This is a genomic window from Acinetobacter sp. YH12116 (assembly GCF_013418895.1).
GTDB lineage: Bacteria > Pseudomonadota > Gammaproteobacteria > Pseudomonadales > Moraxellaceae > Acinetobacter > Acinetobacter indicus.
The window spans coordinates 1-25,791 of sequence record NZ_VPBE01000019.1 but is presented as its reverse complement, the minus strand read 5'-3'; the positions used below and the strand labels follow the sequence as shown (position 1 = coordinate 25,791).

Annotated in this window: 20 protein-coding genes, 3 tRNA genes and 1 pseudogene; 15 read left to right on the top strand and 9 right to left on the bottom strand. The window is 48.6% G+C overall.

Features of this window, described 5'->3' with window-relative positions; all coding sequences use genetic code 11:
- Window position 1: 1 nt before the first annotated feature.
- A complete protein-coding gene (locus tag FTU54_RS11280; RefSeq protein WP_005179239.1) occupies window positions 2-553 on the bottom strand; it encodes a hypothetical protein in 552 nt (183 codons plus the stop codon).
- Window positions 554-617: 64 nt separating this feature from the next.
- Between FTU54_RS11280 and FTU54_RS11275 the strand changes: the two genes are divergently transcribed.
- The 5 genes from FTU54_RS11275 to FTU54_RS11250 all read left to right on the top strand — a co-directional run bounded on the left by FTU54_RS11275 (window position 618) and on the right by FTU54_RS11250 (window position 6,293).
- The gene (locus tag FTU54_RS11275) at window positions 618-1,247 is read left to right on the top strand and encodes a UPF0149 family protein (RefSeq protein WP_104487370.1); all 630 of its coding nucleotides are present in this window, start codon (window positions 618-620) and stop codon (window positions 1,245-1,247) included.
- A gap of 47 nt (window positions 1,248-1,294) precedes the next feature.
- Complete coding sequence (gene pepP / locus FTU54_RS11270) at window positions 1,295-2,623, top strand: Xaa-Pro aminopeptidase (RefSeq protein WP_180074764.1); 1,329 nt, start codon at window positions 1,295-1,297, stop codon at window positions 2,621-2,623.
- 798 nt (window positions 2,624-3,421) lie between these two features.
- Window positions 3,422-4,630, top strand: coding sequence for a 2-octaprenyl-6-methoxyphenyl hydroxylase (gene ubiH / locus FTU54_RS11260; protein ID WP_180074763.1), 1,209 nt, complete (start codon window positions 3,422-3,424; stop codon window positions 4,628-4,630).
- Window positions 4,627-5,868, top strand: coding sequence for an FAD-dependent monooxygenase (locus tag FTU54_RS11255; protein ID WP_180074762.1), 1,242 nt, complete (start codon window positions 4,627-4,629; stop codon window positions 5,866-5,868). Before ubiH ends, FTU54_RS11255 begins: the two co-directional genes overlap by 4 nt.
- Before the next feature lie 176 nt (window positions 5,869-6,044).
- A complete protein-coding gene (locus FTU54_RS11250) occupies window positions 6,045-6,293 on the top strand; it encodes a hypothetical protein (RefSeq protein ID WP_005179228.1) in 249 nt (82 codons plus the stop codon).
- Window positions 6,294-6,346: 53 nt separating this feature from the next.
- Here FTU54_RS11250 and rsmI read toward each other — a convergent pair whose 3' ends face one another.
- The gene (rsmI, locus tag FTU54_RS11245; RefSeq protein WP_104490575.1) at window positions 6,347-7,192 is read right to left on the bottom strand and encodes a 16S rRNA (cytidine(1402)-2'-O)-methyltransferase; all 846 of its coding nucleotides are present in this window, start codon (window positions 7,190-7,192) and stop codon (window positions 6,347-6,349) included.
- An 11-nt stretch (window positions 7,193-7,203) separates the two neighbouring features.
- Here rsmI and FTU54_RS11240 point away from each other — a divergent pair, with 11 nt between their 5' ends.
- From FTU54_RS11240 to FTU54_RS11225, 4 genes are all read left to right on the top strand, one after another.
- Entirely contained in the window at window positions 7,204-8,172 is a 969-nt protein-coding gene (locus FTU54_RS11240; RefSeq protein WP_168399676.1) for a penicillin-binding protein activator, read from the top strand.
- Window positions 8,173-8,595, top strand: a complete 423-nt coding sequence (locus FTU54_RS11235) for a YraN family protein (RefSeq protein ID WP_168399675.1) — start codon at window positions 8,173-8,175, stop codon at window positions 8,593-8,595.
- A gap of 61 nt (window positions 8,596-8,656) precedes the next feature.
- Entirely contained in the window at window positions 8,657-9,340 is a 684-nt protein-coding gene (locus FTU54_RS11230) for a BON domain-containing protein (protein ID WP_016659235.1), read from the top strand.
- A complete protein-coding gene (locus tag FTU54_RS11225) occupies window positions 9,330-10,214 on the top strand; it encodes an alpha/beta hydrolase (protein ID WP_180074761.1) in 885 nt (294 codons plus the stop codon). The genes FTU54_RS11230 and FTU54_RS11225 overlap by 11 nt, the downstream gene beginning before the upstream one ends.
- A gap of 11 nt (window positions 10,215-10,225) precedes the next feature.
- Here the strand turns inward: FTU54_RS11225 and nudC are convergent, their stop codons facing one another.
- The 3 genes from nudC to dnaQ form a co-directional block, all read right to left on the bottom strand.
- Complete coding sequence (nudC, locus tag FTU54_RS11220; RefSeq protein ID WP_075167710.1) at window positions 10,226-10,993, bottom strand: NAD(+) diphosphatase; 768 nt, start codon at window positions 10,991-10,993, stop codon at window positions 10,226-10,228.
- Window positions 10,993-12,636: a hypothetical protein gene (locus tag FTU54_RS11215; protein WP_005179216.1), complete on the bottom strand. Its 1,644-nt coding sequence runs from the start codon at window positions 12,634-12,636 to the stop codon at window positions 10,993-10,995. Before FTU54_RS11215 ends, nudC begins: the two co-directional genes overlap by 1 nt.
- Before the next feature lie 125 nt (window positions 12,637-12,761).
- Window positions 12,762-14,249: a DNA polymerase III subunit epsilon gene (dnaQ, locus tag FTU54_RS11210; RefSeq protein WP_180074760.1), complete on the bottom strand. Its 1,488-nt coding sequence runs from the start codon at window positions 14,247-14,249 to the stop codon at window positions 12,762-12,764.
- Window positions 14,250-14,455: 206 nt separating this feature from the next.
- Here dnaQ and FTU54_RS11205 point away from each other — a divergent pair, with 206 nt between their 5' ends.
- From FTU54_RS11205 to FTU54_RS11180, 6 genes are all read left to right on the top strand, one after another.
- Complete coding sequence (locus tag FTU54_RS11205; RefSeq protein WP_160242957.1) at window positions 14,456-17,665, top strand: LysM peptidoglycan-binding domain-containing protein; 3,210 nt, start codon at window positions 14,456-14,458, stop codon at window positions 17,663-17,665.
- 27 nt (window positions 17,666-17,692) lie between these two features.
- Window positions 17,693-19,531 (top strand): extracellular solute-binding protein, encoded by a 1,839-nt coding sequence (locus FTU54_RS11200; RefSeq protein WP_160242958.1) that lies wholly within the window; start codon window positions 17,693-17,695, stop codon window positions 19,529-19,531.
- Window positions 19,532-19,560: 29 nt separating this feature from the next.
- Complete coding sequence (locus tag FTU54_RS11195; RefSeq protein WP_005179212.1) at window positions 19,561-20,631, top strand: microcin C ABC transporter permease YejB; 1,071 nt, start codon at window positions 19,561-19,563, stop codon at window positions 20,629-20,631.
- Window positions 20,631-21,644 (top strand): ABC transporter permease, encoded by a 1,014-nt coding sequence (locus tag FTU54_RS11190; RefSeq protein ID WP_104487386.1) that lies wholly within the window; start codon window positions 20,631-20,633, stop codon window positions 21,642-21,644. The genes FTU54_RS11195 and FTU54_RS11190 overlap by 1 nt, the downstream gene beginning before the upstream one ends.
- A complete protein-coding gene (locus FTU54_RS11185) occupies window positions 21,619-23,205 on the top strand; it encodes an ABC transporter ATP-binding protein (protein WP_160243686.1) in 1,587 nt (528 codons plus the stop codon). Before FTU54_RS11190 ends, FTU54_RS11185 begins: the two co-directional genes overlap by 26 nt.
- 100 nt (window positions 23,206-23,305) lie before the next feature.
- Entirely contained in the window at window positions 23,306-24,550 is a 1,245-nt protein-coding gene (locus tag FTU54_RS11180; protein ID WP_160242960.1) for an NADH:flavin oxidoreductase/NADH oxidase family protein, read from the top strand.
- Window positions 24,551-24,806: 256 nt separating this feature from the next.
- Here the strand turns inward: FTU54_RS11180 and FTU54_RS11175 are convergent.
- The 4 genes and pseudogenes from FTU54_RS11175 to FTU54_RS15305 form a co-directional block, all read right to left on the bottom strand.
- Window positions 24,807-24,882: transfer RNA gene (locus FTU54_RS11175), tRNA-Glu, on the bottom strand.
- Window positions 24,883-24,926: 44 nt separating this feature from the next.
- A tRNA-Glu gene (locus FTU54_RS11170) sits at window positions 24,927-25,002 on the bottom strand.
- Between the two features lie 24 nt (window positions 25,003-25,026).
- A tRNA-Glu gene (locus FTU54_RS11165) sits at window positions 25,027-25,102 on the bottom strand.
- Window positions 25,103-25,235: 133 nt separating this feature from the next.
- Window positions 25,236-25,648 (bottom strand): annotated as a pseudogene (locus tag FTU54_RS15305) (alpha/beta fold hydrolase); the annotation flags it as partial.
- Between the last annotated feature and the right edge of the window lie 143 nt (window positions 25,649-25,791).

Sequence of the window (25,791 nt, the reverse complement as noted above, 5' to 3'; positions counted from 1 at the left end):
CTTAAGCTTCCTCGCTGACATCAGTTGGATGGGCCAATTGCTGAATTTCCTGGGCATTCTGGTCTTGTGCAGTTCCTAAAATGGCCAGACGCTGAATAATTGCCTCGACTTTGGCTTTGGCATGTTCATTCTTCTGCAATAAACGTTCACGTTCTTGCTGCAAAGATTGGACATTCTGCAAAGTCTGACGCTGTTCATTCTGCAACTTTTCTTTAATGACGCGTAGCTCGTTACGTTCGGCCAGCAATTCCTGAAAGCGGTTTTTAAGATCGGTGCAGCTTTTTTCCAGACGGCTATAACGGTCCGCCAATGCGGTCGCATCCTGATTTAACTGCTGAAATTGGGCCTGACTGGTGCTGAGCTGTTCACTTAAAGACTCAATTTCTTCTTGTTTTTGGGTAATCACCCCATTTCTTTGCACAATTTGTGCATGATGCTGCTCTTCAGCCTGTTGCTTGGCTTCAGCTAAAGATTGAGTTTCACTCTCATAATGCGCAAGTCGTGTTTTTAAAACACCAATATGCGCCTGTAGACGCTGTAATTCTTCTAACATATCGTGGTCGCACAGTCTTGCAAACAAAGGTAATATATACGAAGTATAGAGATTGGATAAGCGAATGCAAGACGATATTTCAGGTTGGTCCGAATGGTACCGCAATTTTTCTATGATTGAAGAAATTTCAAGTCCAAGTGAGTTACATGGTTTACTGACCGGTATAGTTTGTGTGACAAATGCACCAACTGAAGCCGAGTGGCAACAGATTCTGGCAACCCTGAATGTGCCCGAACTCAGCCCGGAAGCGCTGGATATTTTAACCGGTGAAGCGGAAGATGTAGCGCATGCTTTATCTGAAGATGAACTGGATTATCTGCCCCTGTTACCGGATGATGAACACATATTACAGGAGCGGGTACAGGCGCTGGCTGACTGGTGTGCCGGCGTGGTACTGGGCTTTGGCCTGGCGTCCGGACATATCCGCAGCGATGAGCTGGAGCTGATTGAACATCTGCAAGATGTGGCAGCAGTCGAGTTTGAAGACTCGGACAATGATGAAGAAGGCGAAGAAAGCTATCAGGAATTATATGAATTTGTCCGCCTGATTCCGGTGAGCCTGTCGGTTGGCCGCAAGAAAATAGCGGTTGATGAAAGTTCTTTGTTACAAAACGTACATGCCAAGTCACGTCAGGTGGCTGCGCCAGAAAGTGGCAGTATTGTTGAAATGTTTACCCCACATCGTCCGAGCTGATTCGGGCGATACCATCCTCCCTTTATTTAGGCTGCGAAGAAAAATTAATGAAGAAACTGACCCAGGTAGAATTTAAAGAACGTCGTGACCGTCTGGCTGAACTGATGGGACCACACAGTATTGCCATTATTGCCACCAGTCCGGTGGCCATGCGTAACCGGGATGCTGACTATAAATATCGAACGGACAGCAGTTTCTTCTACTTGACTGGCTTTGCAGAACCTGAAGCGGTCGCGGTCATTGAAACCTATGAATCTATAGATGAAGGCTATACCTATAGCCTGTTTTGCCGCGAACGTAACCGGGAGATGGAAATCTGGAATGGCTATCGCGCCGGTATTGATGGCGCCATTGAACAGTATGAGGCCGATGAAGCCTATGCCATTGACCTGCTCGATGAAGAAATTCTGGAAAAACTGCTGGATAAAGACCAGCTCTTTTACCGTATTGGACAGAATGCCGAATTTGATGCGCGGGTGGCCAAATGGATTGCAGCTGCCAATGGCGAAAGCCGCCGTGGCACCTCGGCACCAGCGCAGGTGGTGCAGCTCGACCGTCTGGTCGATGAAATGCGTTTGCACAAAGACACCAAAGAGCTGGAACTGATGCAAATTGCGGCAGATATTTCTGCCGAAGCGCATACCCGGGCCATGCAAACGGTTAAGCCAGGTATGATGGAATATGCGCTGGAAGCCGAACTGAACTATGTATTTGGCCGAAATGGCTGTGTTCCATCCTATAACAGTATTGTCGGTGGTGGTGAAAATGCCTGCATTCTGCACTATGTAGAGAACGACAAAGAACTGAAAGATGGCGATTTGGTGTTAATTGATGCCGCCTGTGAATATCAGTTCTATGCTTCAGATATTACCCGGACCTTTCCGGTGAATGGCAAATTCAGCCCCGAGCAAAAAGCGCTGTATAACCTTGTACTAGATGCTCAGCTTGCAGCAATTAATGCCGTACAGATAGGCAACTCCTATAAAGAACCGCATCATGTGGCGGTGCGTATTCTGGTGCAGGGCCTACTTGATTTAGGCATTATGCAGGGTGATCTGGACGAGATTATTGCGTCAGAAAGTTATCGTCAGTTCTATATGCATGGTACAGGCCACTGGCTGGGCATGGATGTGCATGATGTCGGAACTTATAAGGTTGATGGCGAATGGCGTGCTTATGAAGCCGGTATGGTGGTCACGGTTGAGCCGGGCCTATACATTGCCCCGGATGATGAAACAGTAGATCCAAAATGGCGTGGCATTGGCATCCGGATTGAAGATGATATTGTCGCGACCAAAAATGGTCCACTGAACTTAACTGCGAAAGTGGTGAAAACTGTAGACGAGATTGAAGCGTTGATGGCTGCGGCCCAATAAAAGCCGTACAGGTCAAAAGCCGGTCAGAAGATCGGCTTTTTTGATTTTGAATCAGCGTTAATGGGTTAAATAGAGATAGACATCCAGACTAATGAACGAAAATATACCAAACCCATTTAAAAATATTGCCAACACTATGAGGAAATACATAGCCTAAAACAAAACAGCAAATGACTGTAAAAATTACAATATGAGCTGAGCTTATTGTAAGGCTGAGATAGAGGGATGAAAAAATTGCTAATCCTAGCCCCAAAAAAATCCCGGCGACAGCGTAGTAAAATGCTGTAATAAAACGTTCAGTATGATCCATTTATTATCCTAACATTCTAATTACTTTAAGAAATTATAGTATAGCTTTTAGAGTGAATAATAGAAGACTTAACTTGCGGCCGGAAAGCCATGAAACATCCATTGTATGCCCCACAACAGAACCAAGATTAAAACGACTAAAAAGATAAGTTCTAATTTCTTCATGTTTTAAATTTTCTACAAGCAATAGCATACAGCTGATACGAATTCTTTAATTTATTTTATCTACGTCAGGGTTGTCGCTTGATCAGCTTAAGTCTAGCGCTTCAGGCTTTGTATAGATGTTATATTGTACTCCATTCCAGTGTCATTTTATGGAATAACATCTTTTAAACGGGATTTATGGTCAGAACACGCAAGCGCTGAAGCTCAGAAATTCCAGCCATCCACACGAATCATTATAAAAATCCAATCCCTTGATGTAATATAAAATCAATCATGATTAAGATGTATCTAAACTTTTGAGATACCACAAATAAGGATTCAAGCATGCAACAAGAAGTCATCATCGTGGGCGGCGGTATGGTGGGGCTGAGTTTGGCGCTCATGTTGGCCAAAGCCAATATTGCGGTCAAACTGCTCGAAGCAATTCAATACCCGAATTATGATGATGCCAATCTTGCCCCGTATCACTCCAGTTTTGATGCACGAAACAGTGCGCTGTCGCGTCGTAGCGTACAGATTTATCAGGAACTGGGCCTATGGGATGCCTTACAGGAACATGCTGTCCCGATTCTGGAAGTGCACATTACCGAGCAGGGCAGTTTTGGGAAGGCGCGTTTGCAAGCCGAACAGGAAAAAGTCGAAAGTTTTGGACAGGTGATTGAAAATGCCTGGTTAGGCCGGGTGTTGCTGACTCAGGTGCGCACAGAGCCTTTAATTGAACTGATTGATGGGGTAAAAGTCACCTCGCTGACCCAAGATGCAGATCTGGCTTATCTGGAAGCGCAGCGTGGAAGTGAAGTCTTACAACTGCAATCCAAACTGGTGATTGCTGCCGATGGCCGCGATTCATTCTGCCGTAAAGCTCTAGGCATTGGGGTCGATGAACATGATTATGATCAGGTCGCCATTGTAACCACCGTACAAACCTCTAAACCACACAATCATGTCGGTTTTGAGCGTTTCAGTCCTTTAGGTCCGCTGGCGTTATTGCCTTTGCCGGGTGAATATCGTCGTTCAGTGGTCTGGCCGGTGAAAAAAGGCACGGAACATGAATGGCTGGGGGAGGACAATGACCAGCATTTCCTCGATGCCTTGCAGCAGACTTATGGTGATCGGGCTGGAAAATTCCAGAAAACCGGGCGCCGTTTTAGCTTCCCGCTTTCGCAGGTGCTGGCAGAAAAACAGGCGGTGGGCCGAGTAGTACTAATGGGCAATGCGGCACATACCATCCATCCGGTGGCTGGACAGGGCTTTAACCTGTGTATGCGCGATGCTTATGTGTTGGTGCGTTATTTAAAAGAACAACTGGCTCAACAGGCCGATTTGGGCGATGCCGCCATGCTGCAAGATTATGAAAAATCCCGTCTGACCGATCAGCAGCGTGTGATCAAATTCTGTGACAGCGTGGTACGTGGTTTTAGTAACCAGAATCCGGTGCTGAAACTGCTCAGAAATACCGGTCTGATTGCCTTTGATACCATTCCGGGAATTAAACCACTTGTTGCCAACTATGCCATGGGACTAAAAGCATGAACCAGACAGCACACGTATTAGACGCCGTTATTGTGGGTGGTGGTTTGGTCGGTGGCTTAACCGCATTATTACTGGCCCAAGGTGGAGTGCAGGCCACGGTGCTGGATGCCGCGCCAATTCTGGATGCAGAAAAAACCTTAAGCGTGGCCAATCCACGTGTACTGGCTTTAAGTCAGGCCACTATCCACTTGCTAAAAAATGTGGGTGTTTGGGACAAACTGGCGCGTCAGCAGCCTTATACCGGCATGCAGGTCTGGAATAAAAATGGCTATGGCGAAATCAATTTTGGTCAGCCGGCAGAAAAAACACCCGGAGTGGACCAGGCGCTGGGTTCGATGGTGGAGCCGAGTATTTTAAATCTGGCCATTCAGCAAACCATGCTGACGCAGATTCAGGATTATCGTACCCAGGTCAAAGTGACCCGGATTGAGCAGGGCATTGGCGTCTGGCATATTTTCCTGGCCGATGGCACGAAGCTCAGCACCAAATTGTTAATTGGCGCAGATGGGGCCAATTCCTTTGTCCGCGAACAGGCCTTTATTGATCTGGATGTGCTGGATTATCAGCAGGCAGGCATCAGTTGTGCTATTCGAACTGTCCAGCCGCATCAGCATGTGGCGCGCCAGATTTTTCTGGAAACCGGTCCGCTGGCATACCTGCCGATGAGCAGCCTCAAGCCTGAACAGGATGGCCATTGGCAATCTATTGTCTGGACGCTACCAGAGGATTATGCAGAAGAATATGCCGCATTATCCGATCAGGAATTTACCCAGCTGTTGACCCGTGAAAGCCATCATATGTTGGGTCAAGTACTGGAAGCTACACCACGTGCCCGTTTCCCTTTAAAAGCCCGTGCTGCGCAGCACTATGTCGAGCCGGGACTGGCACTCATTGGCGATGCGGCGCATGTGATTCATCCACTGGCCGGGCAGGGCGTCAATATTGGCTGTCTGGATGCCGCGGTCTTGTGTGATGTCCTGCTGCATGACCGGGCACGTGGGGTCTGGGCGCATGAGCAGACCTTGAAGCGTTATGAGCATCGTCGTAAAGGTCAAAATGATGCAATGATGCACAGCATGTCTGCAATAGGCTGGCTGGAAACCACCCAGTTATTCCCGCTGGTCTGGGGACGTAATTTTGGCTTGAAGCAGGTTGAACAGCTGCCGGTGTTAAAGGATGCTTTTATGGCGCAGGCCAATGGTTTGCATCTGCTGAAAGACACGCGGTATGCGGTCTAGCTAGAAATAGTTATTTTTTAAACATTCATTAATACATGATTACGAATTTGGTTAAAAAAGACACGATTTTTTTGTCTTTACCTCTAGGCGAAAGGCGCAGAGATTGATAAATTTCTTCCTAATTGCATGACAACGTTCACCAGGACTCAATTGAGGTCATTTGCGGGGAGATTAAAATGACGGATATGAACGATTATGATGATGTAGAAGATACCACCGTCGATGACGATGAGGCAAAAGCGGCTGAAAAAGGTGCACTGGACAGCGAAGATGCCGTAAACGATGGTGATGTGGCGGAAGCAGAAACCTTAACCGTAACCGCTAAACAGAAGCAACGCCAAGCGTTAGAAGATGAAATTGCGGCCTTCTTGGCACGTGGGGGAAAAATTACTGAAGTCCCACCAGATGAGGCTGCACGCCAATAAGAAAAAAGCATCACTCCGGTGATGCTTTTTTTATTGCGAATCAACAGCCAGAATCAGTCATCATTGTTCTGGTTCAGTTCCAGCGCACGCTGATAGGCCACTTTTTTCTTGATTCCGGTTAAATCGGCGGCCAGCTGTGACGCGGCTTTCACCGATAAATCCTGCAATAGTCGGGTCAGCAGCTGATCCAGCTTTTCCTGCTCCAGATCTTTTTCCGCGGTTGCACCACCCACCACCAGTACAATTTCACCTTTTTGCTGATGATGATCGGCTTCAATAAAACTGACCAGCTCACCCAGTGTCATCTTCTTGATGGTTTCAAAGGTTTTGGTAATTTCACGGGCAAAACCGACCGGGCGCTCGGCCCCGAAAATATTGGCCATATCTTTAACGCTGTCCAGAATCCGGTGTGGCGCTTCATAAAAAATCAGGGTCGCAGTCTGGTCTTTAAGTTTTTCCAGACTCAAGATACGCTGTGACTGTTTTGACGGTAAAAAGCCTTCAAAGCTAAAGCGGTCACTCGGTAAACCAACCGCACTCAGCGCTGCAATTGCGGCACAGGCTCCCGGAACCGGAATCACCTGGATATTGTGTTCTTGGGCGGCGCGGACCAGTTTAAAACCGGGGTCGCTAATTAGCGGGGTACCGGCATCACTAATCAGGGCCATATTTTCGCCGTTCAGCAGGCGCTGAACCAATATATCAATTTTGTTACTTTCATTGTGTTCATGGCACGCCGTTAACGGAGTTGATATATTATAGTGCTTTAATAATTGAGCAGAGGTCCGTGTATCCTCTGCCGCAATAATATTTACAGACTTTAGAACATCAATCGCCCGATAGGTCATGTCGTCTAAGTGCCCAATTGGGGTGGCTACAACAAATAACTGAGCACTCATTAGGTTTCTCCATGTTTAGGCAAATTATTAATAACAATAAAAGACAGCTTCAAAAAGTAATTATCACCACGGCGCTGTTGGGCGCGGGACTTTCAGTCGCCCAGGCCGAGATTCTGGTCATTCTACCTGAATCGGGTCCTATGGCGCGAGCCGGTTTCAGTATTCAGCAGGGTTTTATGCACGCTTATCATGCATCGGGTGAGAAGATGCCGGTTAAATTGATTAATTCCGAGCAGCGCAAAATTGGTCCCTTGCTACGTCAGCATGTCAATGCCAAGACCCGGGTGGTGATTGGACCTTTGGCACGTGCCGATGTGGAACAGTTAATTGCGCTGCGGCCCAAAGTGCGCACACTGGCCTTAAACGAGGTGATCCAGCAGCATCCGCGGGTGTTACAGTTTAGCCTGTCAAAAAAAGATGATGCACAGACCTTAAAGCAGTTGTTCCGGAAAGATCAGATCAATCATTTATATATTCTGCGTGAACCCGGCACCGAAGCTGAACACGAACTGTTATTGATGTCTTTGGTGTCGCAGCTGGACTATCCGGTGGAGGTGGTGGACAGTCCGCCGAGATGGCTGAAACGTCAGCAGGGGGTGTTATTGCTGGGTTCAAATGGCTGGATCAATCGCCAGAACAGGTTGCCCAAAAAGCGCTTATACAGCCTGGCCAATGCCGTCGAGTCACAGCAGCAGTTACCGCAAGGCCTGCAGTTTTGTGATGCGCCGGCCTTGTATCAGTCTCACTGGGCAGATGTACAGGCCGGAATTCAGGCAGCCAAGGCGGAACACTTTTCTTTTCAGCGGCTGGTGGCCTTTGGTGGAGATGCCTGGCAGATCGCCAATTATTATCTGAAACAGCCACAATTAAACCGCATTGAATTTGAAGGGCGAACCGGTTTAATCCGGATTCAGGACAACCAGATTCAGCGTATTCCGAAATGCTATGTGCAGCAGAAACAGCTGGTACAGATCCTGTAAATGGCCAGTCAGCGCGCGCGTTTGGGGCAGTGGGCCGAACAGCAGGCTGCAATGTTATTAGAGCAGCAGGGTTATCAGATTCTGGCGGCCAATTACCATTGCCGTTATGGTGAAATCGATCTGATTACCCGGCAGGATCAGCAGCTGGTGTTTGTGGAGGTAAAGGCGCGATCTTTTAGCGATTATGGCCGGGCGGTGGAGGTGGTTTCCATCTCCAAGCAGCAAAAGCTGATAAAAACTGCGCTGACCTATTTGAGCAATTCTGCACAATTACAGGATTTTTATTGTCGATTTGATGTGATTTGTTTTGATTTTACTGAACAAATTGCAAAAACAGTACAGCAAGATTTTTCCAATTTCACGTATGATCTGCAATGGATTGAAAATGCTTTTACTTTTGATTCAGAGTTCATTAATCTTTGAAGAGAATTGAAGCAAAGATGCTTGAAAACAGAAATGAATAAGTAATGAGGAGTCTTGCTGAGTGTTAAATCGTATCGCAATCACAGTGCTGTGTGTGGCAAGTTTATCCGGCTGTGCAAGTTTTATTTCCAGTGGTACGGGTTCTGCACCTGTAGGAACGGAAAGTGGCGCACGCTCACTTGGCCAGGTCTTTATTGATAACTCCATTGAACGTACAGCAAAAATTAATTTATATAAGCTGGATGCCCGTTTTAAACAGTCACGCGTTAATATTGAAAGTTTCCACGGCAATGTATTGCTGACCGGTCAGGTGCCAGATGCACATCTGAAGCAGTTGGCGGAAGACAATGTACGCGCCATGAGCGATGTCAAAACCGTACACAACTATATTACCGTGGGCAACCAGATTGGTTATAGCACCATCATGCAGGACACCACCGTGACCGCCAATACCCGTGGCCTGATTATGAAAGCGCCGGTGGTTTCTGACAGTAAAGTGCGAATTCACACCGAAGATGGCGTGCTGTATGTGATGGGCCGTTTGAATAATGCGGAAATCGCCGATTTAAATCAGGTGTTACAGCAGGTCGGTAATGTCACCAAAATTGTGACCTTAATTGATAATATTGAAGCCTCACAGGCCACATCTTCTGGTTTTGCCAGCCCGATGATGAATGTGCAGCCAGATGTACAAACCCCGGTCGCCATTGATCCGGATCAGATCGAGCCAACGAATGCGCTCTAAGTTGTTCCAGTTTAAAACGCAGCTGCAATATCGTCTGGTTCAGGCCAAAAGTGTATATCAGGAATTCCGCCTGTATGATTTTGGCAGTTATGCCCTGAACCGTTTGACTCCACGACAGGGCTATACGGTAGAGAACGATCTGGCTTATGGAGCGAATGAACGCCATCAGCTGGATTTGTACCGGACTGTCCAGCCACGTCCCCAGCAGCCGTTAATTGTTTTTGTCCATGGTGGTGCCTGGTCACGGGGCGATAAAAAAGACTACCGCTTTGTTGGCGAAGCTTTTGCCCAGCAGGGTTTTGATGTTGCCGTCATTAATTATCAACTGGCGCCGCAGAATATTTTTCCGGTCTATATTGATGACCTGACTTTGGCACTAAACTATATGCATGATCAGCAGGCAGAGTTAAGGATTAACACTGATCAGATTATCCTGATGGGGCACTCGGCCGGTGCATTTAATATCATGTCGGTGCTTTATCATCCGCAGCCTTATGCGCTGAACTGCCGAGACAATATTCGGGCTGCGATTGGCTTGGCTGGTCCCTATCATTTTGACTATAAAGATGATCCGCTTTGTGCCGATGCATTTGATCAGACCATTCCTTATCATGATGTGATGCCGTATTACTTTGTGGAAAGTAATCACATTCGTCACTATTTGCTGGTGGCTGAGAATGACCAGATTGTGCATTTGAGTAATGCGGTTGATTTTGATCATGTGCTAAACAAGCATGGCAATCATAGTCAGCTGATCACCATTCCACGCACCGGGCATGTCAGTATTATGGGCTCGGTATCGAGTCTGTTTAGCCGTTATTTTAAGACCAAGCACACGATTATGCAGGCGCTGGAAGAAACACTAAGTTCCTGAGTAGCGTCTCTTTAGAGCCAGGCTTTGCTGTCGTCGGCGACGGCAGAGCCTTCGGTCACGTGTTTGATCATGGCATGGGCAATACTGCCTTTGAACGGAATATTCGGCAGTTGATCAAATTTAAAGAATTGTGCGTCGCTGATTTCTTCTTCCTGTAACTGCAGTTCACCACCGGCATATTCGGCTTTAAAGGCAATCATCAGGTTGCTTGGAAAAGGCCAGGGCTGACTGGCCAGATACTGAATATTCTTTAGCTGGATACCGACTTCTTCCGCGGTTTCACGGCGTACCGCTTCTTCCAAGGTTTCTCCCACCTCAACAAAACCGGCAATCAGGCCATACATATTGGTGGTGTTTCGCGCATTTTTGGCCAGCAGAATTTCATCTTCACCGCGGGTAATGACGGTAATGACACAGGGTTGTACACGTGGATATTGGCGATACTGGCAGACCGGGCAAACCATGGCATATTCGGTGGCATGCGCTTCGGTTGGATGGCCGCAGTGGCTGCAAAAACGGTGATTACGACGCCATTCTAGCAACTGGATTGCACGGCTGGCCTGTTCAAATTCGGCACTGTTCCAGAACTGTAACAGCTGGCGAATTGGCAATAATTGATAGCCTTCAGGAATGGGCTCATCGGGGAGTAAGTCGCGGGCAATCACCTGATTGCCCGTAGACAGGTCACTTGCTAATTTTTCAACTCGGGGCAGTTGAAACTGTTCATCGACCAGCAGTTGCTGTTGGTGAAAAATATAGGCAAGTGAGAGTTCAGACATTAGGCTACAGCTTTCAGTTTTTCGCTACTTGCCAATGCTACATCAAACATCGACTGTAAAACAGGCTGTTTGTTTTTTAAATTGTCAATCAGCATGTCGGCACCGGCCAAGGTGTCTAACACGGCATTCAGCTCGTCACTACTGAGCGTTTCACCGGCTTCGCATTTACGATAGATAAAGTCAGCGGCAGTCAGCAGCGCCTGCTGGCCTTTTTCTTCATTCAGGAACAGCAGGGCACCGGCCACTTCACGCAGCTGGGTACAGGTGTTTTCCAATAAACGCACATCCTGATCCTGAACGTGCTGCACCAGAATCTGCTGAGCCAGATCAATTAAGGTTTTGGTTTCGCTCAGCAATACTTCATGCGCTTCATCTAAACGGTCCAGCGAAATGTGCATGTTGTTAACGCGCAGCTGTAAACGGCTAGAAGTATGATGACGCTCCAGCACCCCAATCGAGTTCATCGCCGACAAAATGGTGTTCATCAGCTGCTGGGCAAAGCTTTCTTCTTTGAGCACTTCGGCCTGACTCAAGGCGTCGGCCTGAACCAGCAGATCACGGTGGGCTTCATTCAGGTTCAGCACTTTAAAGATGTTGGCCAGATCTTTGAGCTTGGCTTGCAACTCCTGGGTTTTTTCAGGGGTCATGTTCTGGTAGTTGTATTCGATGTCATTGCGAATCTGCGCCATTTCGCTGGTCGCCAGAGCACTGATGGTCTGCATGGTTTCAAAATCCGGACCATACAGATGACGGCTGAAGACCTGTAACTGGGTGTCAGTCAGCAGGTCTTCACCAATATTCAGCTGTTCGCGGATGTGCTGGGCCACCTGATCTTCCTGGCTAATGCACAGGCTCAGGATGTTGGCCAGATCACTTAACTGGGCCTGGAAGCTGTCTGGTGCGGCAAAGTATTGACGCATATTCAGTTCAATACTGATTAAGGTGCGTAAACGTGGTTCATTCAGCAGCAGGTTATCAATCTGGTTTAACGCCACATAGACCAGATTCCAGTATTGTTGGCTTGGATGCTGGGCGGATAGACCGGCTAAATAGGTGCCGACCAGTTTCATGGCTTGCAGATCCAGCTCGGATTCTTCCTGCTTCAGCAGTTTGTACAGTGACAGTTTATACAGCTGATGCACATAGCCTGATTTTTCCAGACCGGGTGCTTGTGGCAATTTGAATTCCGGGTGAATACAGTCCAGCAGAGATTCAATATGCTGGCCTTCCTGGGTGAGTGGTTTACCCAAGGCACGTTCCAGACGGTTTAAGGTATCGAGCAGGAACTGTGGAATTTTAACTTCGCGCAGACAAATAAATTCGATGTAGCGCTTGAGCATGGTGGTGCCTTCACTTAAGGCAATCACGTCTTCAGTTTTAATTTGCGCCGGATTCCCCATAATCTTGCGCATTAATTCTGCTGAATATTGGGCAATTTTTGCCAGGCTCGACATATCAATCAGGGCCAGTACCTGGGCACATTGCTCAAACTGGTTGAGGGCATCATCAATCCCGAAAGGTAAAGTCTGATCTTCTGCCAAGGTGCTGACTGCGGATTCCACCAATTTGATTGAATTATCAACCTCATTTTTTATTATCAGTAACGCAGTCGGATCAAAATGAATAGAGGTTTGGTAAGACATGTATCTGCACCTTTCCTAGTGTTTTATCTGTTTATGGGCCTGCTGCAAAAACAGCAGACCTGTTTATCTTAACTATAACTGAACTAGGAACAGATTAAATACAAAAAATTACAATCGTCGGTTTTTTATTTGGCAAAAAAGCAGGGCTGTCCATGCTTTTCTTCAAATTGTTTGACCCAATTCTCATGTGCTTCCAGCTCTGCGGCGGAAGGCAGAATCACCGGCAATTCCACTTCAATGCTGCGACGACCCGATTCACCGCTTTGTTCTTCATGATGAGCTGACAGGGCATCCATATCAAAGGATACCTGGCCACCGGTCATGGCCAGATAGACATCGGCCAAAATTTCAGCATCGAGCAAGGCGCCGTGGAAGGTACGGTCACGCGCCGGAATTTCATAACGCTTCACTAAGGCATCGAGCGAGTTCTTTTGTCCCGGATGCTTGTTTTTGGCCATTACCAGGGTATCGGTGACTTCACACACCGCCGATAAATCGCCTAGACCACAGTGGTTAAACTCCATATCCAGGAAGTTCATATCGAAGGTGGCGTTATGCGCAATAATTTCCGCGCCTTTTAAATAGTCATACAGCACTGCAGCAATTTCGGCATACTTCGGCTTGTCTTTTAAAAACTCATCCGAAATACCGTGCACCACTTCCGATTCACCGACCGGTTTTTCCGGGTTGATATAAATATGAATCGAGCTGCCGGTCAGTTTGCGGTTGACCATTTCAATCGCGCCGACTTCAATAATCCGGTCACCATCCTGATAATAAAAACCGGTGGTTTCCGTATCCAGAATCAGCTGGCGTGGACCATAAGCCTGAACCGTGGCCGGGGTAATCACAATATGGGGATGCGATGACGTGTTTGCTGGCGCTGTTGCACTCTGGTTCTGGGTTTCATCTTGGATCAGGACTTCGTTCTGATTCGGGCTGTCATTTTGACTGAGGGTTTGCGTCACGGTAATGCTGTGCTGGGTCAGACTGAGATGATCCTCCTGCACCATTAGCAGTTCTTCTTCGACTTCAACGTCTAGTTGGCTGTCGTCTAGATCGAAGCCAAAAGGGTCATCGAGCAACCAGTCAGATTCTGCTTTTTTTTTAGCCGTGCCCGGCGGGATGACTTCAGACTCAGCGCTTTTATCTTCAGTAATGATTTGTACCGGCGTCACTTTGACCTGCTGTGCAAATACCAGATCGGCCCCTTTGTTGGCCAGCTGATCGGCCATTTCATTGCCAGCATGGCCAGCGTGACCTTTAATCCAGTGCCATTCAAGTTCACGACCCTGACAGATGGCATCCAGTTTTTGCCATAGGTCCGGATTTTTCACATCTTTCCAGTTTTTCTTTTTCCAGCCGGCAATCCATTCGGTTATGCCGCGTTTGACATAGTTGGAATCGGTCCAGAGAATCAGTTTGGCCTCTGCCGGGCAGAACTGAATGCCTTCAATGGCTGCCGTCAGCTCCATACGGTTGTTGGTGGTTTCCAGTTCACCGCCATAAAGTTTGTGTTGCTGGGTTTCTGTAATGACATATGCGCCCCAACCGCCCAAGCCAGGGTTTCCACGACAAGCACCATCCACATATAGTGTGATTGTTTGAGACATAAGCCAGATCCAAAAAGAGCCAAATAAAAACCGAGCTGCTATTGTATAACGCAATTGCAGATCAGAAACGCCGAAGATGTCAATTTTTTAATTTCTTGTAACATTTATATTAGAATCGCGCTAGAGTAAAACCTTGTGTCGTAGTGATGCTTCACTACAATGTCAAATCTAAAAAATAATTTATAGACGAGTTGTTTGGATTTCCTATGTATAAACCAACCACACGCATGTGGCAGCCTATGGTCCCGGCACTATTTAAAATTACAGTTTTGGGTTCAGCGCTGGCCGCGCTCGGCATCAGCACCGGCTGTACCTCTACACAAAGTGCCAGCAAAGCGTCAACGTCGAGTCAGGTTGGTTCAGGTTATCTGGACGCCAGCAGTTTAGATTCACTGGAAGATTTATTGTCGGCCACCGACATGCGCGCGGTAGAAGGCGACCGTTTACTGATTTTAAAACACGGTGATGTCTGGAAGCGTATGACCGTAGGTTTCAAAATGGATCTGGAACACTGGAATCCGCGTATTGAAGCGCAGCGCGGCTGGTTTATTTCACGTCAGCCATATATTGACCGTTTAAGTGCGCGTGCTTCACGTTATTTGTATCACACAGTCAAAGAAGCCGAGCGCCGTGGCATGCCGACCGAACTGGCATTATTACCAGTCATTGAAAGTTCGTACGACCCGGCAGCAACCAGTAGCGCTGCTGCAGCCGGTTTATGGCAGTTTATTCCAAGTACCGGACGTATTTATGGTCTGAAACAGACCCCGCTGTATGATGGCCGCCGTGATGTGGTCGAATCGACCCGTGCTGCCTATGAATTCCTCGGTAGCCTGTATAACCAGTTTGGTTCCTGGGAGCTGGCTCTGGCCGCTTATAATGCCGGACCGGGCCGTATTCAGCAGGCGATTAACCGTAACAAGGCTGCCGGTTTACCGACCGATTACTGGTCACTGAAATTGCCACAGGAAACCATGAACTATGTGCCGCGTTTCCTGGCAGTGGCGCAAATTATTAAAAATCCAGGTGCCTACGGGGTGCGTTTGCCGCCAATTGCCAACCGTCCCCATTTCCGTGAAGTGACGGTCGGAGCGGTGAATTTAAATGATGTGGCCAATATTACTGGTCTTAGCCGTGCCGAGTTATATGCACTGAACCCGGGCCATCGTACTGACCGAATTGACAGTGCCAGCCCGATGCGGATTCTGATTCCAGCCGATTTAAGCCCAACAGTCGATGAACGTCTGAAAAACCTGCAAGGTGGTGGATTGCTGGCCAGCAACACTCGTCCTAGTGTGACGACGCAGACCACGACCAGTGCCCCAGCTACAAAAACCACCACACCCGCTTTGACGGCCAGTGTGACTCAGCGTACTGCTACGACTACACCAGCGAGCACAGCCAAAACTGCTAGCAGCACGACTACAACCAGCACCAAACGGATCAGTACGCCACGCGGTTCATCGGCTTTGGCCTCTTTTGCGGCCAATTCCGATATTCCAAGTGCTCCACGTATTCCGGTGGCCATTACCCCGGCACAGAATATTCAGCCGGTGAAGGTCGAACCGCCAATTTCAGCAGCAGAACGTGAACAGATTCTGGCGGCAGTGAAAACTGAAGACCAGAACAAAACGGTAGAAGAGGTGTTGCAGCCGGTGGCCTCTCAGGCTGAACAGGCGCAGGTGGTGGCCGAGTTAAAAGAAATTGCACCACAAGGCACTGAAATTGTCGATCCTTATGATGGCAAAATTAAGCTGACCGCGATTCAGACCAGTCTGTCGGTGGCCGAGCAGCAAGGCAAAGAGCTGACCAAAGGTTTTGCTTACCCGAAAAGTGTCGCGGATAGCACCCGTCCAGATTCAGATGAAGCCCAGCGGAACCAGGGCAAGAACGTAATCAAGACCGACACTGAAGTGGTGGTGGTGCCGCCAAAAGGCAAGCGCAGTACCTATACGGTACAGGCCGGCGATACCCTGGTGCTGATTGCCATGAAAAATGGGGTGAACTGGCGTGATGTGGCAAAATGGAACCAGATTGATCCAAACTCGACTTTATATGCCGGTACCACCATCTATTTATATGATGCCAAACCACAAGCTGCCGCGCCAGCCAAAGCCAAAGAGCAGCCGGAATCCTATGTGGTTAAAGCTAACGATACCTTAACCGGCGTGGCCAATCAGTTTGGTTTATCGGTCAAGCAACTGGCGGATTACAATAATCTGAACACAAGCAGTGGCCTGTTTGTCGGCCAGAAGCTGAATCTGCAAGAAACAGCAGAGATGCGTGCCAAGGCAGCTGAGCAGAAAGCGGCTGAAACCAAAGTGGCCACGCAAAGCTATACGGTGAAGCGCGGTGAATATCTGAAACTGATTGCGGACCGTCATGGCTTGTCCAATGCAGAACTGGCAGCCTTAACTCCGGGTCTGACTGCGGGCAGCAGTTTGCTGGTTGGACAGCGGATTAATGTGCCTGTAAGTGACTCGAAAGCCGAAGCAAAAACTGAAACGGCCGCAGAGAGTCGTCGTGCAGCGCCAAGTACGTCAACTGCTGAGATTAAAACAGAAAACTATACTGTCCAGCGTGGTGACACCTTATCGAGTGTGGCCGCACAAAGCAAAATGAGTCTGGCTGATCTGGCCGCCTTAAACCAGATTTCGACCAATACCGGCCTGCGAATTGGACAAACTTTAAAAATTCCAGCCGGTTCGACCATCCCGGATAGTTATACAGTACAGTCGGGAGATACCTTAACTGCCATTGCCAACCGCTATAACCTGAGTCTGGAGCAGATTGCCAGTTTAAATGGCATCAGCCGGACTGCCGGTTTACGTACCGGCCAGCGCCTGAAACTCAGCGGTGAGCCAGCGCTAGTGGAAGAAAGTAAGGTCAGCACAACTGCGGCAAACTCTGATATTCATATTGTAAAATCGGGTGAGACCTTAAATAGTATTGCGCGTAAATATCATTTGCAGCTGAACTATCTGGCCGCACTAAATGATCTGCCACGTACTGCTGCACTGCGGATTGGCCAGCGTTTAAAAATTGAAGGTGATCTGGACAGCAGTAGCAACCGTGCCGCGGAAAGTGCAGCGGTGAGCAGCGCCAGCACGGGTAAAGCAACCGAAGCCTATACCGTTAAAGCCGGTGAGTCCTTAAATGCCATTGCCAGCCGTACCGGTATTTCGGTCGCTGAACTGGCGGCCTTGAATGGCCTGAGTCCGCGTGCCGGTTTAAGAGTGGGACAAACCCTGCAATTGCCAAAAACCATGACAGAATATAAGGTCAAGCGCGGTGATACCCTGATTGGGCTGGCCAGCCGTTATGGTCTGGAAACCAGTGAACTGGCCGATATGAACGAGATTAAACCGAATACGCAGCTGCGTATTGGAGAGATCATCAAGGTTCCGAACCTGTAATTGCCGGGCACAAGGAGTCGTGACCGCATGAACAGATCTTTATATGGCTTGAGTGCTGTGACAACAGCACTGGCCTTGACCTCAAGCTGGAGTTGGGCTGCGCTGCAGACCACGCCGTATATCGCGCTGCACAGCAGCCCGAAATACAGCCAGCTTGCGGCCATGCCCTATGCCAATCCGCAAGCACCGAAAGGTGGCATACTGAGTCAGTCCAGCAATGGCACTTTTGACAACCTGAACAGCATGAACGGTAAGGGCAGTGCGACCGATGGGGTGAATTATCTGTTTGATTCGCTCATGACCAGCTCGCTAGATGAGCCGGGGGTGATGTATCCACTGCTGGCAGAAAAAGTGACTTATGACCCGAAGCAGACTAAATTTGTCATTTTTCATCTGAATCCAAAAGCGCGTTTTAGCGATGGCACCCCGGTTACCGCGGCTGATGTCAAATTCAGTTTTGATACCTTCCAGAGCAAATCCAATCCGGGTTTGCAGATGTATATTGCTGACTTAGACAAAACCGAAGTCTTGTCCAGACATCAGGTCAAAATGACCTTTAAATCCGATAACAACAGTGAAATGCCGCTGATTTTATCGGCCTTACCGATTTATTCCCAGAAAGACTGGCAGGGCAAGGACTTTAGCCGGATTACCTTGCAGCCGATGCTGGGGTCAGGCCCGTATCTGATTGAACGGATTGATGCCGGACGCAGTATTACTTATAAGCGCAATCCGAACTATTGGGGCAAAGATCTGCCGGTAAATAAGGGCCGTTATAACTTTGACCGGCTTAAATTTGTCTATTACCGCAATATGGATGTGGCCTTTGAAGGCTTTAAGTCGGGCCAATACACGCTGCATGAAGAATATACCGCGCGCAAATGGGTGACGGAATATCAGTTCCCGGCAGTGAAAGCGGGGATGGTGGTGAAATATAAGTTCCGGCATGAAAACCCGGTGCCAACACAAAGTTTTGTGTTTAATACCCGGCGTGCACCGATGCAGGATATTCATTTCCGTCAGGCGCTCAGCCATGCCTATGATTTTGAATGGCAGAATAAAGCCCTGTTTTACGGACAGTATCAGCGTTTGCAAAGTTATTTTAGCAATAGCGAACTGGAAGCCAAAGGTCGTCCAAGCGCGGCGGAGCTGGCACTGTTAAAGCCGTATTTAAAACAGTTGCATCCGGTGCAGCGTCAGGGGGTGCTGGCCAACTGGAAATTCCCGGTCAGTGATGCCAGCGGTTTTAACCGCAGTGGTCTGCTCAAAGCCCGGCAGATCCTGCTGAATGCCGGCTATCGCTTCAAGGATGGCCGTTTGCTTGATCCGAAAGGCAACACCATCCAGCTGGAATTTTTAATTCATCAGGATGGCTTACAGCGTACTTTAATGCCTTTTGTGCGCAATTTAAAACGTCTGGGGATTGTGGTGAATATCCGTCAGGTCGATGTGCCGCAATATATTGAACGGATGCGCCGGGCAGAATTTGACTTAAGCACCATGGTCTTGCCACAGTCCTTAAGTCCGGGCAATGAACAGGCGCAATTCTGGAGCAGTGCCGCGGCAGATCAGCCGGGCAATTATAATTATGCCGGCATCAAGAATCCGGTCATTGATGACATCATTCAGAAAATTATTTACGCGCCTGACCGCCAGCAGCTGATTGTCCGGACCAAAGTGCTGGACCGCTTATTACGCGCTGGTTATTACCAGATTCCGACCTATGGCAAAGGCGAGCACTGGCTGGCCTACTGGAATATGTACCAACAACCGAAAATAAAACCAAAACTTTCCATTGGACTTGATTACTGGTGGAGTGATGCAGCCGGGGCGCAAAAAGTAGCCCAGTATCTGCGTAAACAATAAGCTGGCTTTGCCACAAGGATGCTGAGCGCATGGGAACCTATATCCTGAAACGTGTGTTGCTGATTATTCCCACACTGTTTCTGATTTTGCTGATTAACTTTATTGTGATCCAGATTGCCCCGGGCGGTCCGGTCGAGCAGGCAATTCAGCAGGCAGAAGCCTTTCAGGGCATGGGCGGGAGTGGCAGTGCCGAAACTGCTGCGGCCGGTTCAACGCCCTATCAGGGCGCCAAAGGTCTAAGTGATGAAATGGTGGCTAAAATTGAAGCGCAATATGGGTTTGATAAACCAATTCATGAGCGTTTCTGGCTAATGCTGAGCAGCTATCTGCAATTTGATTTTGGCACCAGCTTTTTTAAAGACAAGCCGGTGACCCAGCTGCTGTGGGAAAAACTGCCGGTATCGCTGTCTTTAGGATTGTGGAGCACCTTGCTGATTTATCTGGTGTCTATTCCACTCGGGATAAAAAAAGCCCGTCAGCATGGTCTGATCTTTGATAAAGCCACGTCTATTTTGCTGGCCATTGGCTATGCCATTCCGGCCTTTGCTTTTGCGATTTTATTGATTGTATTTTTTGCCGGTGGTTCCTATTTTCAGTGGTTCCCGCTACAGGGATTGGTCTCGGAAAACTTCGATCAGCTGAGTCTGCTGGGTAAAATCAAAGACTATTTCTGGCATATGACCTTGCCGCTGCTGGCGATGGTGATTGGTGGATTTGCCGGGTTGACCTACTTAACCAAATACTCGTTTATGGAAGAACTGAATAAACAGTATGTGCTGGCGGCACGCTCCAAAGGCCTGACCGAATCGCGGGTGCTGTATGGCCATGTTTTTCGTAACGCCATGCTAATTGTGATTGCTGGCCTGCCGGAAGCATTAATTGGGATTTTCTTTGTCGGTAACCTGTTTATTGAAATTATTTTTAACCTCGATGGTCTGGGATTGCTGGGCTTTGAAGCGATTGTACAGCGTGATTATCCAGTAATTTTTGGCACCCTGTTTATTTTTACCTTGTTAGGATTAGTCCTCAGACTGATCAGCGATGTGCTGTATCAGGTCATTGATCCACGGATTAATTTTGAATCACGGGGGGCCAAATAATGTCTCCCTTGATGCAGGCGCGGCTCCAGCGTTTTAAACAGAACCGGCTGGGATTTGGCTGTTTTATCGCCTTTGCTCTGATTTTTATTTTGTCCTTAGCGGCCGAGCTGATCGCCAATGACAAGCCGCTGCTGGTCAAATATGAAAACAGCTTATATATGCCGGTGTTCAAGGCTTATCCTGAAACCACTTTTGGCGGGGTCTTTGAAACCGAAGCAGAATATAAGGACCCGGCCGTGCAGCAACTGATTCAGGACAAGGGCTGGGCCATCTGGCCACTGATTGAATATTCTTATCAATCGCCGAATTTAGAGCTGGCTGTGCCGGTGCCGTCACCACCGACCAGCGATAACTGGCTCGGGACCGATGATCAGGGCCGAGATGTACTGGCGCGGATTCTCTATGGCCTGCGGGTATCACTGCTATTCGGATTTGCCTTAACGCTGGCCTCTGCTGCACTTGGCATTATCGTCGGGGCGATACAGGGCTATTATGGCGGCTGGGTCGATTTGCTGGGACAGCGGATTCTGGAAGTCTGGGGTGGTTTACCAATGCTGTTCATGGTAATGATTCTGGTCAGTATGTTTAGCCCAAGCGTGTACTGGCTGTTTCTGATTATGCTGCTGTTTGGCTGGCCGACCCTGGTTGGACTGGTCCGGGCCGAATTTTTAAGGGCACGTAATTTTGATTATGTCCGTGCTGCCCGCGGTCTGGGTGTGAGTGACCGTACCATCATGTTCCGGCACATCTTGCCGAATGCCATGAGTTCGAGTCTGTCGCAACTACCTTTTATGCTGACCGCGAATATTACCGCGCTGACTGCACTGGATTTCCTCGGCTATGGTTTGCCGCCCGATGCCGCATCGTTAGGCGAACTGCTGTTACAGGGCAAAAATAATTTAAATGCGCCGTGGCTGGCATTGTCGGGCTTTTTTACCCTGGCGATTGTTTTATCTTTACTGATTTATATTGGAGAGGCGACCCGTGATGCATTCGATCCAAGACGCCAGTAAGCGCACGCCGGTGCTGACGGTACAGCAGCTCCAGATTCAGCATCAACAGCAGCTATTGGTGCACAATTTAAGTTTTGAATTGCACGCTGGCGAAACGCTGGCGCTGGTCGGTGAAAGTGGTTCGGGTAAATCGGTGAGTAGTCTGGCCTTGCTGGGCTTGTTGCCGAGTCAGCTACAGATTCAGGGGCAGGCACTGTTTCAGGGGCAGGATCTGCTACAGCTGAATCCGGTACAACTACGCCAGATTCGCGGCCAGCGCATTGCCATGATTTTTCAGGAGCCGATGACGGCATTAAATCCGCTGCATCGGGTAGAAAAAATTATTGGCGAAAGCCTGCTGTTACAGGGGCATTCCAAGGCGGAAACCCGGCAACGCGTGCTGCAATTGCTGCAAGATGTTGGCATTCCCCAGCCGGAAGATAAACTGAAGCGTTATCCGCATGAACTGTCAGGTGGGCAGCGCCAGCGGGTGATGATTGCCATGGCCTTGGCGCTTGATCCGGACATCCTGATTGCCGATGAGCCGACCACTGCGTTAGATGTGACCCTGCAGGCGCAAATTCTGGACCTGCTGCAAAGCTTACAGCGCAGCCGGCAGATGGCCATGATTTTAATCAGCCATGATTTGAATCTGGTGCGGCATTATGCCGATCAGGTCATTGTCATGAACAAAGGCCAGGTCGAGGAGCAGGGGCCGGTTGAACAGGTCTTTCATGCGCCGCAGCAGGCCTATACCCGGGAACTGCTGCATCATGATTTTGGTCAGGCTTTACAGGTAGAGGCGACTCAGCCTTTATTGCAACTGCAACAACTGGGTGTGAAGTTTCCCATTAAGCAGGGTTTACTCAATCGGGTCAAAAATTATTTTGTCGCGGTGGAGCCGCTGGATTTAAATCTGGCCCAAGGCGAATCCATCGGTATTGTCGGGGAAAGTGGTTCCGGTAAAAGCTCGCTGGCGCTGGCGATTTCGCGTTTAACTGCCAGTGAGGGCAAAATTGATTTGCTGGGCCAGGACTTGAACCAGCTTTCGGAAAAGCAGCTGCGGCCATTACGCAGTGAATTTCAGATTGTATTTCAGGACCCGTTTAGCAGCCTGAATCCGCGTTTAAATGTCGAGCAGACCATTGGCGAAGGGTTGGCCTTACAAAAGCTGTCAGCATCCGAAATTCAGCAGCGTATTGATCTGGCGCTGGAAAAAGTTGAATTGCCGGTCAGTTTTAAAACCCGTTATCCGCATGAACTATCCGGTGGACAGCGGCAACGGATTGCACTGGCACGTGCGCTGGTGCTGAAACCGAAACTGCTGATTCTGGATGAGCCGACCTCGGCGCTGGACCGCACCACACAACGCGCCATCGTTAAACTGTTGCGGCGTTTGCAGCAGCAGGAGCAGATGAGCTATCTGTTTATCAGCCATGATTTGCAGGTGGTCAAGGCCTTGTGTCAGAAGGTACTGGTACTGAAACATGCCAAGGTGATGGAATTCCAGCGTACTGAAGATCTGTTTGCACAGCCACAAACTGACTATACCCGGCAGCTGATTCAGGCCAGTCAATATTGATCTGTGACTATTTTTGACAATACGAGTTGTCAAAATTTGCTTGACCATTGGGGTAATTCAATGGAGTATTTGCTCTAGACCACAATGTCAGGATTGACCAATGAGCCAGATTGCAGATCAGCTTCAAATTAGAAAGACCACATTTAAAAACCGCATCATTAAAGGCGCTATGAGTGAGGCGCTGGCCAATATGGCTGGTCAGCCGAACCAGTTACATTTGGGCTTATATGAGGCCTGGGCCAAGGGTGGGCTGGGCTGTGCCATTACCGGCAATGTCATGGTGGATATTCGTGCCAAAAATGAACCGGGCGTGGTGGCCATTGAATCAGAACGTGATCTGGCCAAGTTGCAACAGTGGGCACAGATTGGCAAGCAGTATGGCATGGTGCAACTGGTGCAGCTGTCGCATCCGGGACGGCAATGTCCGAAAGGCCTGAACAAAGAAACCGTCGCGCCTTCCGCCGTACCGTTTAGCCCGGCCTTGGCCACCACCTTTGGCACACCGCGTGAACTGCGTGAAGATGAGATTCTTGATATTATCCAGCGCTTTGCCCGCGCAGCGCAGATCTGTGAGCAGGCCGGTTTTGAAGGGGTGCAGCTGCATGGCGCACATGGCTACTTAATCAGCCAGTTTTTATCACCGCTAACCAATAAACGCCAAGATCGTTGGGGTGGCTCGATTGACAACCGGATGCGCTTTTTGCTGGAAATTTATCAGGCGGTGCGCGCTGCGACCTCTGAAGATTTTATCATCTCAGTCAAGCTGAACTCGGCGGATTTCCAGCGCGGTGGTATTAGTGAGGAAGATGTGATTCAGGTCTTTAAAGCGATTGATGCTGCCGGAATTGACCTGATTGAAGTATCGGGGGGGACTTATGAAGCACCGGCCATGGCCGGAGTAAAAGCGGAAAAACGCAAAGCCTCGACTTTAGCGCGTGAAGCCTACTTCTTGGAGTTTGCGGAGCGGATCCGACAGGAAGTTCGTTGTCATTTAATGGTGACCGGCGGTTTCCGGACCGTACAAGGCATGAATACGGCACTGGCCAGCGGCGCCTGTGATTTTATCGGGATTGCTCGCCCATTTGCGGTAGAGCCAGATCTGGCACATCGTTTGCTGGCAGGGCAAGACGTGCGTTATGGTGTCGATAAAATTAAGACCGGCATTCCACTGGTTGATAAAATGGCAATTATGGAAATTATCTGGTATGCCGCGCAGTTCAAGGACATTGCCCAAGGCAAACAGCCGAATCCAAAACTCTCGCCTTTAAAAGTATTTTTTAAATATTTAAAAGGCAATTTGACTGCAGTCATTAAAGGACAGATTAACTCGCGTAAATCGGCCTAAACAGAAATGGGGAATGAGGGTGATCCATCCCGATTCCCCATCTACGCTTTATTCAGCCTTTTTGAGCATTTCCATCCATATTCACAGGAGATTGTATGAAGTGGATGAGGATCTGGGTGCAGGTGGTATGACTGTTTTAAACGGGTGATAGTATTTTTCCTAGCTCCCGTTCTGTACAAATAAAAAGTTGCAGCAATAAAAAAGCCCAAGTCGCAATGCTTGGGCTTTTTTATGAATCACGTGTGTGACCCGAATATGGCGTCCCTACGGGGATTCGAACCCCGGTTACCGCCGTGAAAGGGCGATGTCCTAGGCCTCTAGACGATAGGGACAGTGCAGAAGAATATTTTAAACCGCTTCTTTTGATTGTAAGAAGTGGCGTCCCTACGGGGATTCGAACCCCGGTTACCGCCGTGAAAGGGCGATGTCCTAGGCCTCTAGACGATAGGGACTTAATAAAATATTACTTCTGAAATTGGCGTCCCTACGGGGATTCGAACCCCGGTTACCGCCGTGAAAGGGCGATGTCCTAGGCCTCTAGACGATAGGGACGTTTCAGAGGTGGGCGTATATTAGGGTGAAAAAAGGAGGGTGTCAAACGCTTTTCTACAATTTTCTGGCTGCAAGGCTTTTAAGCGAATAAATTTAGAACAATTTGCATAAATCAGGTGAAAATTCCCTCAATTTAAGCACTTTCTGGCAGTAACTCGACCAAGGCCTCTAAGACTTGGGGATGCTGTAAATAGCCATAGACTTCATGAGGACGATCTACCGGAGTTTGTACCTGCTGGTTCAGAATGGCCGGTTTAAAAACGGTGGTTCCGACAGTGGAAAGGCGGTCAGAAAATCATCCGGAGAATAAAAATTAATCCAGTCGCCATGCAGGGCAGTGGGGCGCTGAATCGGCTGTTGTAAATGCTCCTGAATCACCCGAAAGGCCAGCGGCGAACCGAGGGTAATAAAGCGTGCAATATTCAGTTCCGGATGCTGAATTAACAGATTATAGGCAATTACCGTGCCTAAGGAATGCGCCAGAATAATATGGGTGTTATCCTGACAGAGCTGGGCATAAATCCGGCTGTGTACCTGTTCCTTAAAATGTATTCAAACATACTCAAGGAGTAATTCGCACTCTGTTAATGTCTTGTTGCCAAGCGTGTAACTAGAGCCTGAGTCGGTCAGTTCCGACTTGTAGCGGTCAGTCCGTTCTTGCAATATACGCTTTACAGTTTTGTAAGGCG

Bases quoted from the DNA above. Each gene is read 5' to 3' on its own strand.
- FTU54_RS11240 (WP_168399676.1), top strand. From the start codon at position 7,204: ATGTTTAGGCAAATTATTAATAACAATAAAAGACAGCTTCAAAAAGTA.
- FTU54_RS11195 (WP_005179212.1), top strand. From the start codon at position 19,561: ATGGGAACCTATATCCTGAAACGTGTGTTGCTGATTATTCCCACACTG.
- FTU54_RS11235 (WP_168399675.1), top strand. From the start codon at position 8,173: ATGGCCAGTCAGCGCGCGCGTTTGGGGCAGTGGGCCGAACAGCAGGCT.
- FTU54_RS11280 (WP_005179239.1), bottom strand. From the start codon at position 553: ATGTTAGAAGAATTACAGCGTCTACAGGCGCATATTGGTGTTTTAAAA.
- FTU54_RS11185 (WP_160243686.1), top strand. From the start codon at position 21,619: ATGCATTCGATCCAAGACGCCAGTAAGCGCACGCCGGTGCTGACGGTA.
- FTU54_RS11275 (WP_104487370.1), top strand. From the start codon at position 618: ATGCAAGACGATATTTCAGGTTGGTCCGAATGGTACCGCAATTTTTCT.
- FTU54_RS11250 (WP_005179228.1), top strand. From the start codon at position 6,045: ATGACGGATATGAACGATTATGATGATGTAGAAGATACCACCGTCGAT.
- pepP (WP_180074764.1), top strand. From the start codon at position 1,295: ATGAAGAAACTGACCCAGGTAGAATTTAAAGAACGTCGTGACCGTCTG.
- FTU54_RS11200 (WP_160242958.1), top strand. From the start codon at position 17,693: ATGAACAGATCTTTATATGGCTTGAGTGCTGTGACAACAGCACTGGCC.
- FTU54_RS11180 (WP_160242960.1), top strand. From the start codon at position 23,306: ATGAGCCAGATTGCAGATCAGCTTCAAATTAGAAAGACCACATTTAAA.
- FTU54_RS11205 (WP_160242957.1), top strand. From the start codon at position 14,456: ATGTATAAACCAACCACACGCATGTGGCAGCCTATGGTCCCGGCACTA.
- FTU54_RS11190 (WP_104487386.1), top strand. From the start codon at position 20,631: ATGTCTCCCTTGATGCAGGCGCGGCTCCAGCGTTTTAAACAGAACCGG.
- nudC (WP_075167710.1), bottom strand. From the start codon at position 10,993: ATGTCTGAACTCTCACTTGCCTATATTTTTCACCAACAGCAACTGCTG.
- FTU54_RS11215 (WP_005179216.1), bottom strand. From the start codon at position 12,636: ATGTCTTACCAAACCTCTATTCATTTTGATCCGACTGCGTTACTGATA.
- FTU54_RS11255 (WP_180074762.1), top strand. From the start codon at position 4,627: ATGAACCAGACAGCACACGTATTAGACGCCGTTATTGTGGGTGGTGGT.
- FTU54_RS11225 (WP_180074761.1), top strand. From the start codon at position 9,330: ATGCGCTCTAAGTTGTTCCAGTTTAAAACGCAGCTGCAATATCGTCTG.
- rsmI (WP_104490575.1), bottom strand. From the start codon at position 7,192: ATGAGTGCTCAGTTATTTGTTGTAGCCACCCCAATTGGGCACTTAGAC.
- dnaQ (WP_180074760.1), bottom strand. From the start codon at position 14,249: ATGTCTCAAACAATCACACTATATGTGGATGGTGCTTGTCGTGGAAAC.
- ubiH (WP_180074763.1), top strand. From the start codon at position 3,422: ATGCAACAAGAAGTCATCATCGTGGGCGGCGGTATGGTGGGGCTGAGT.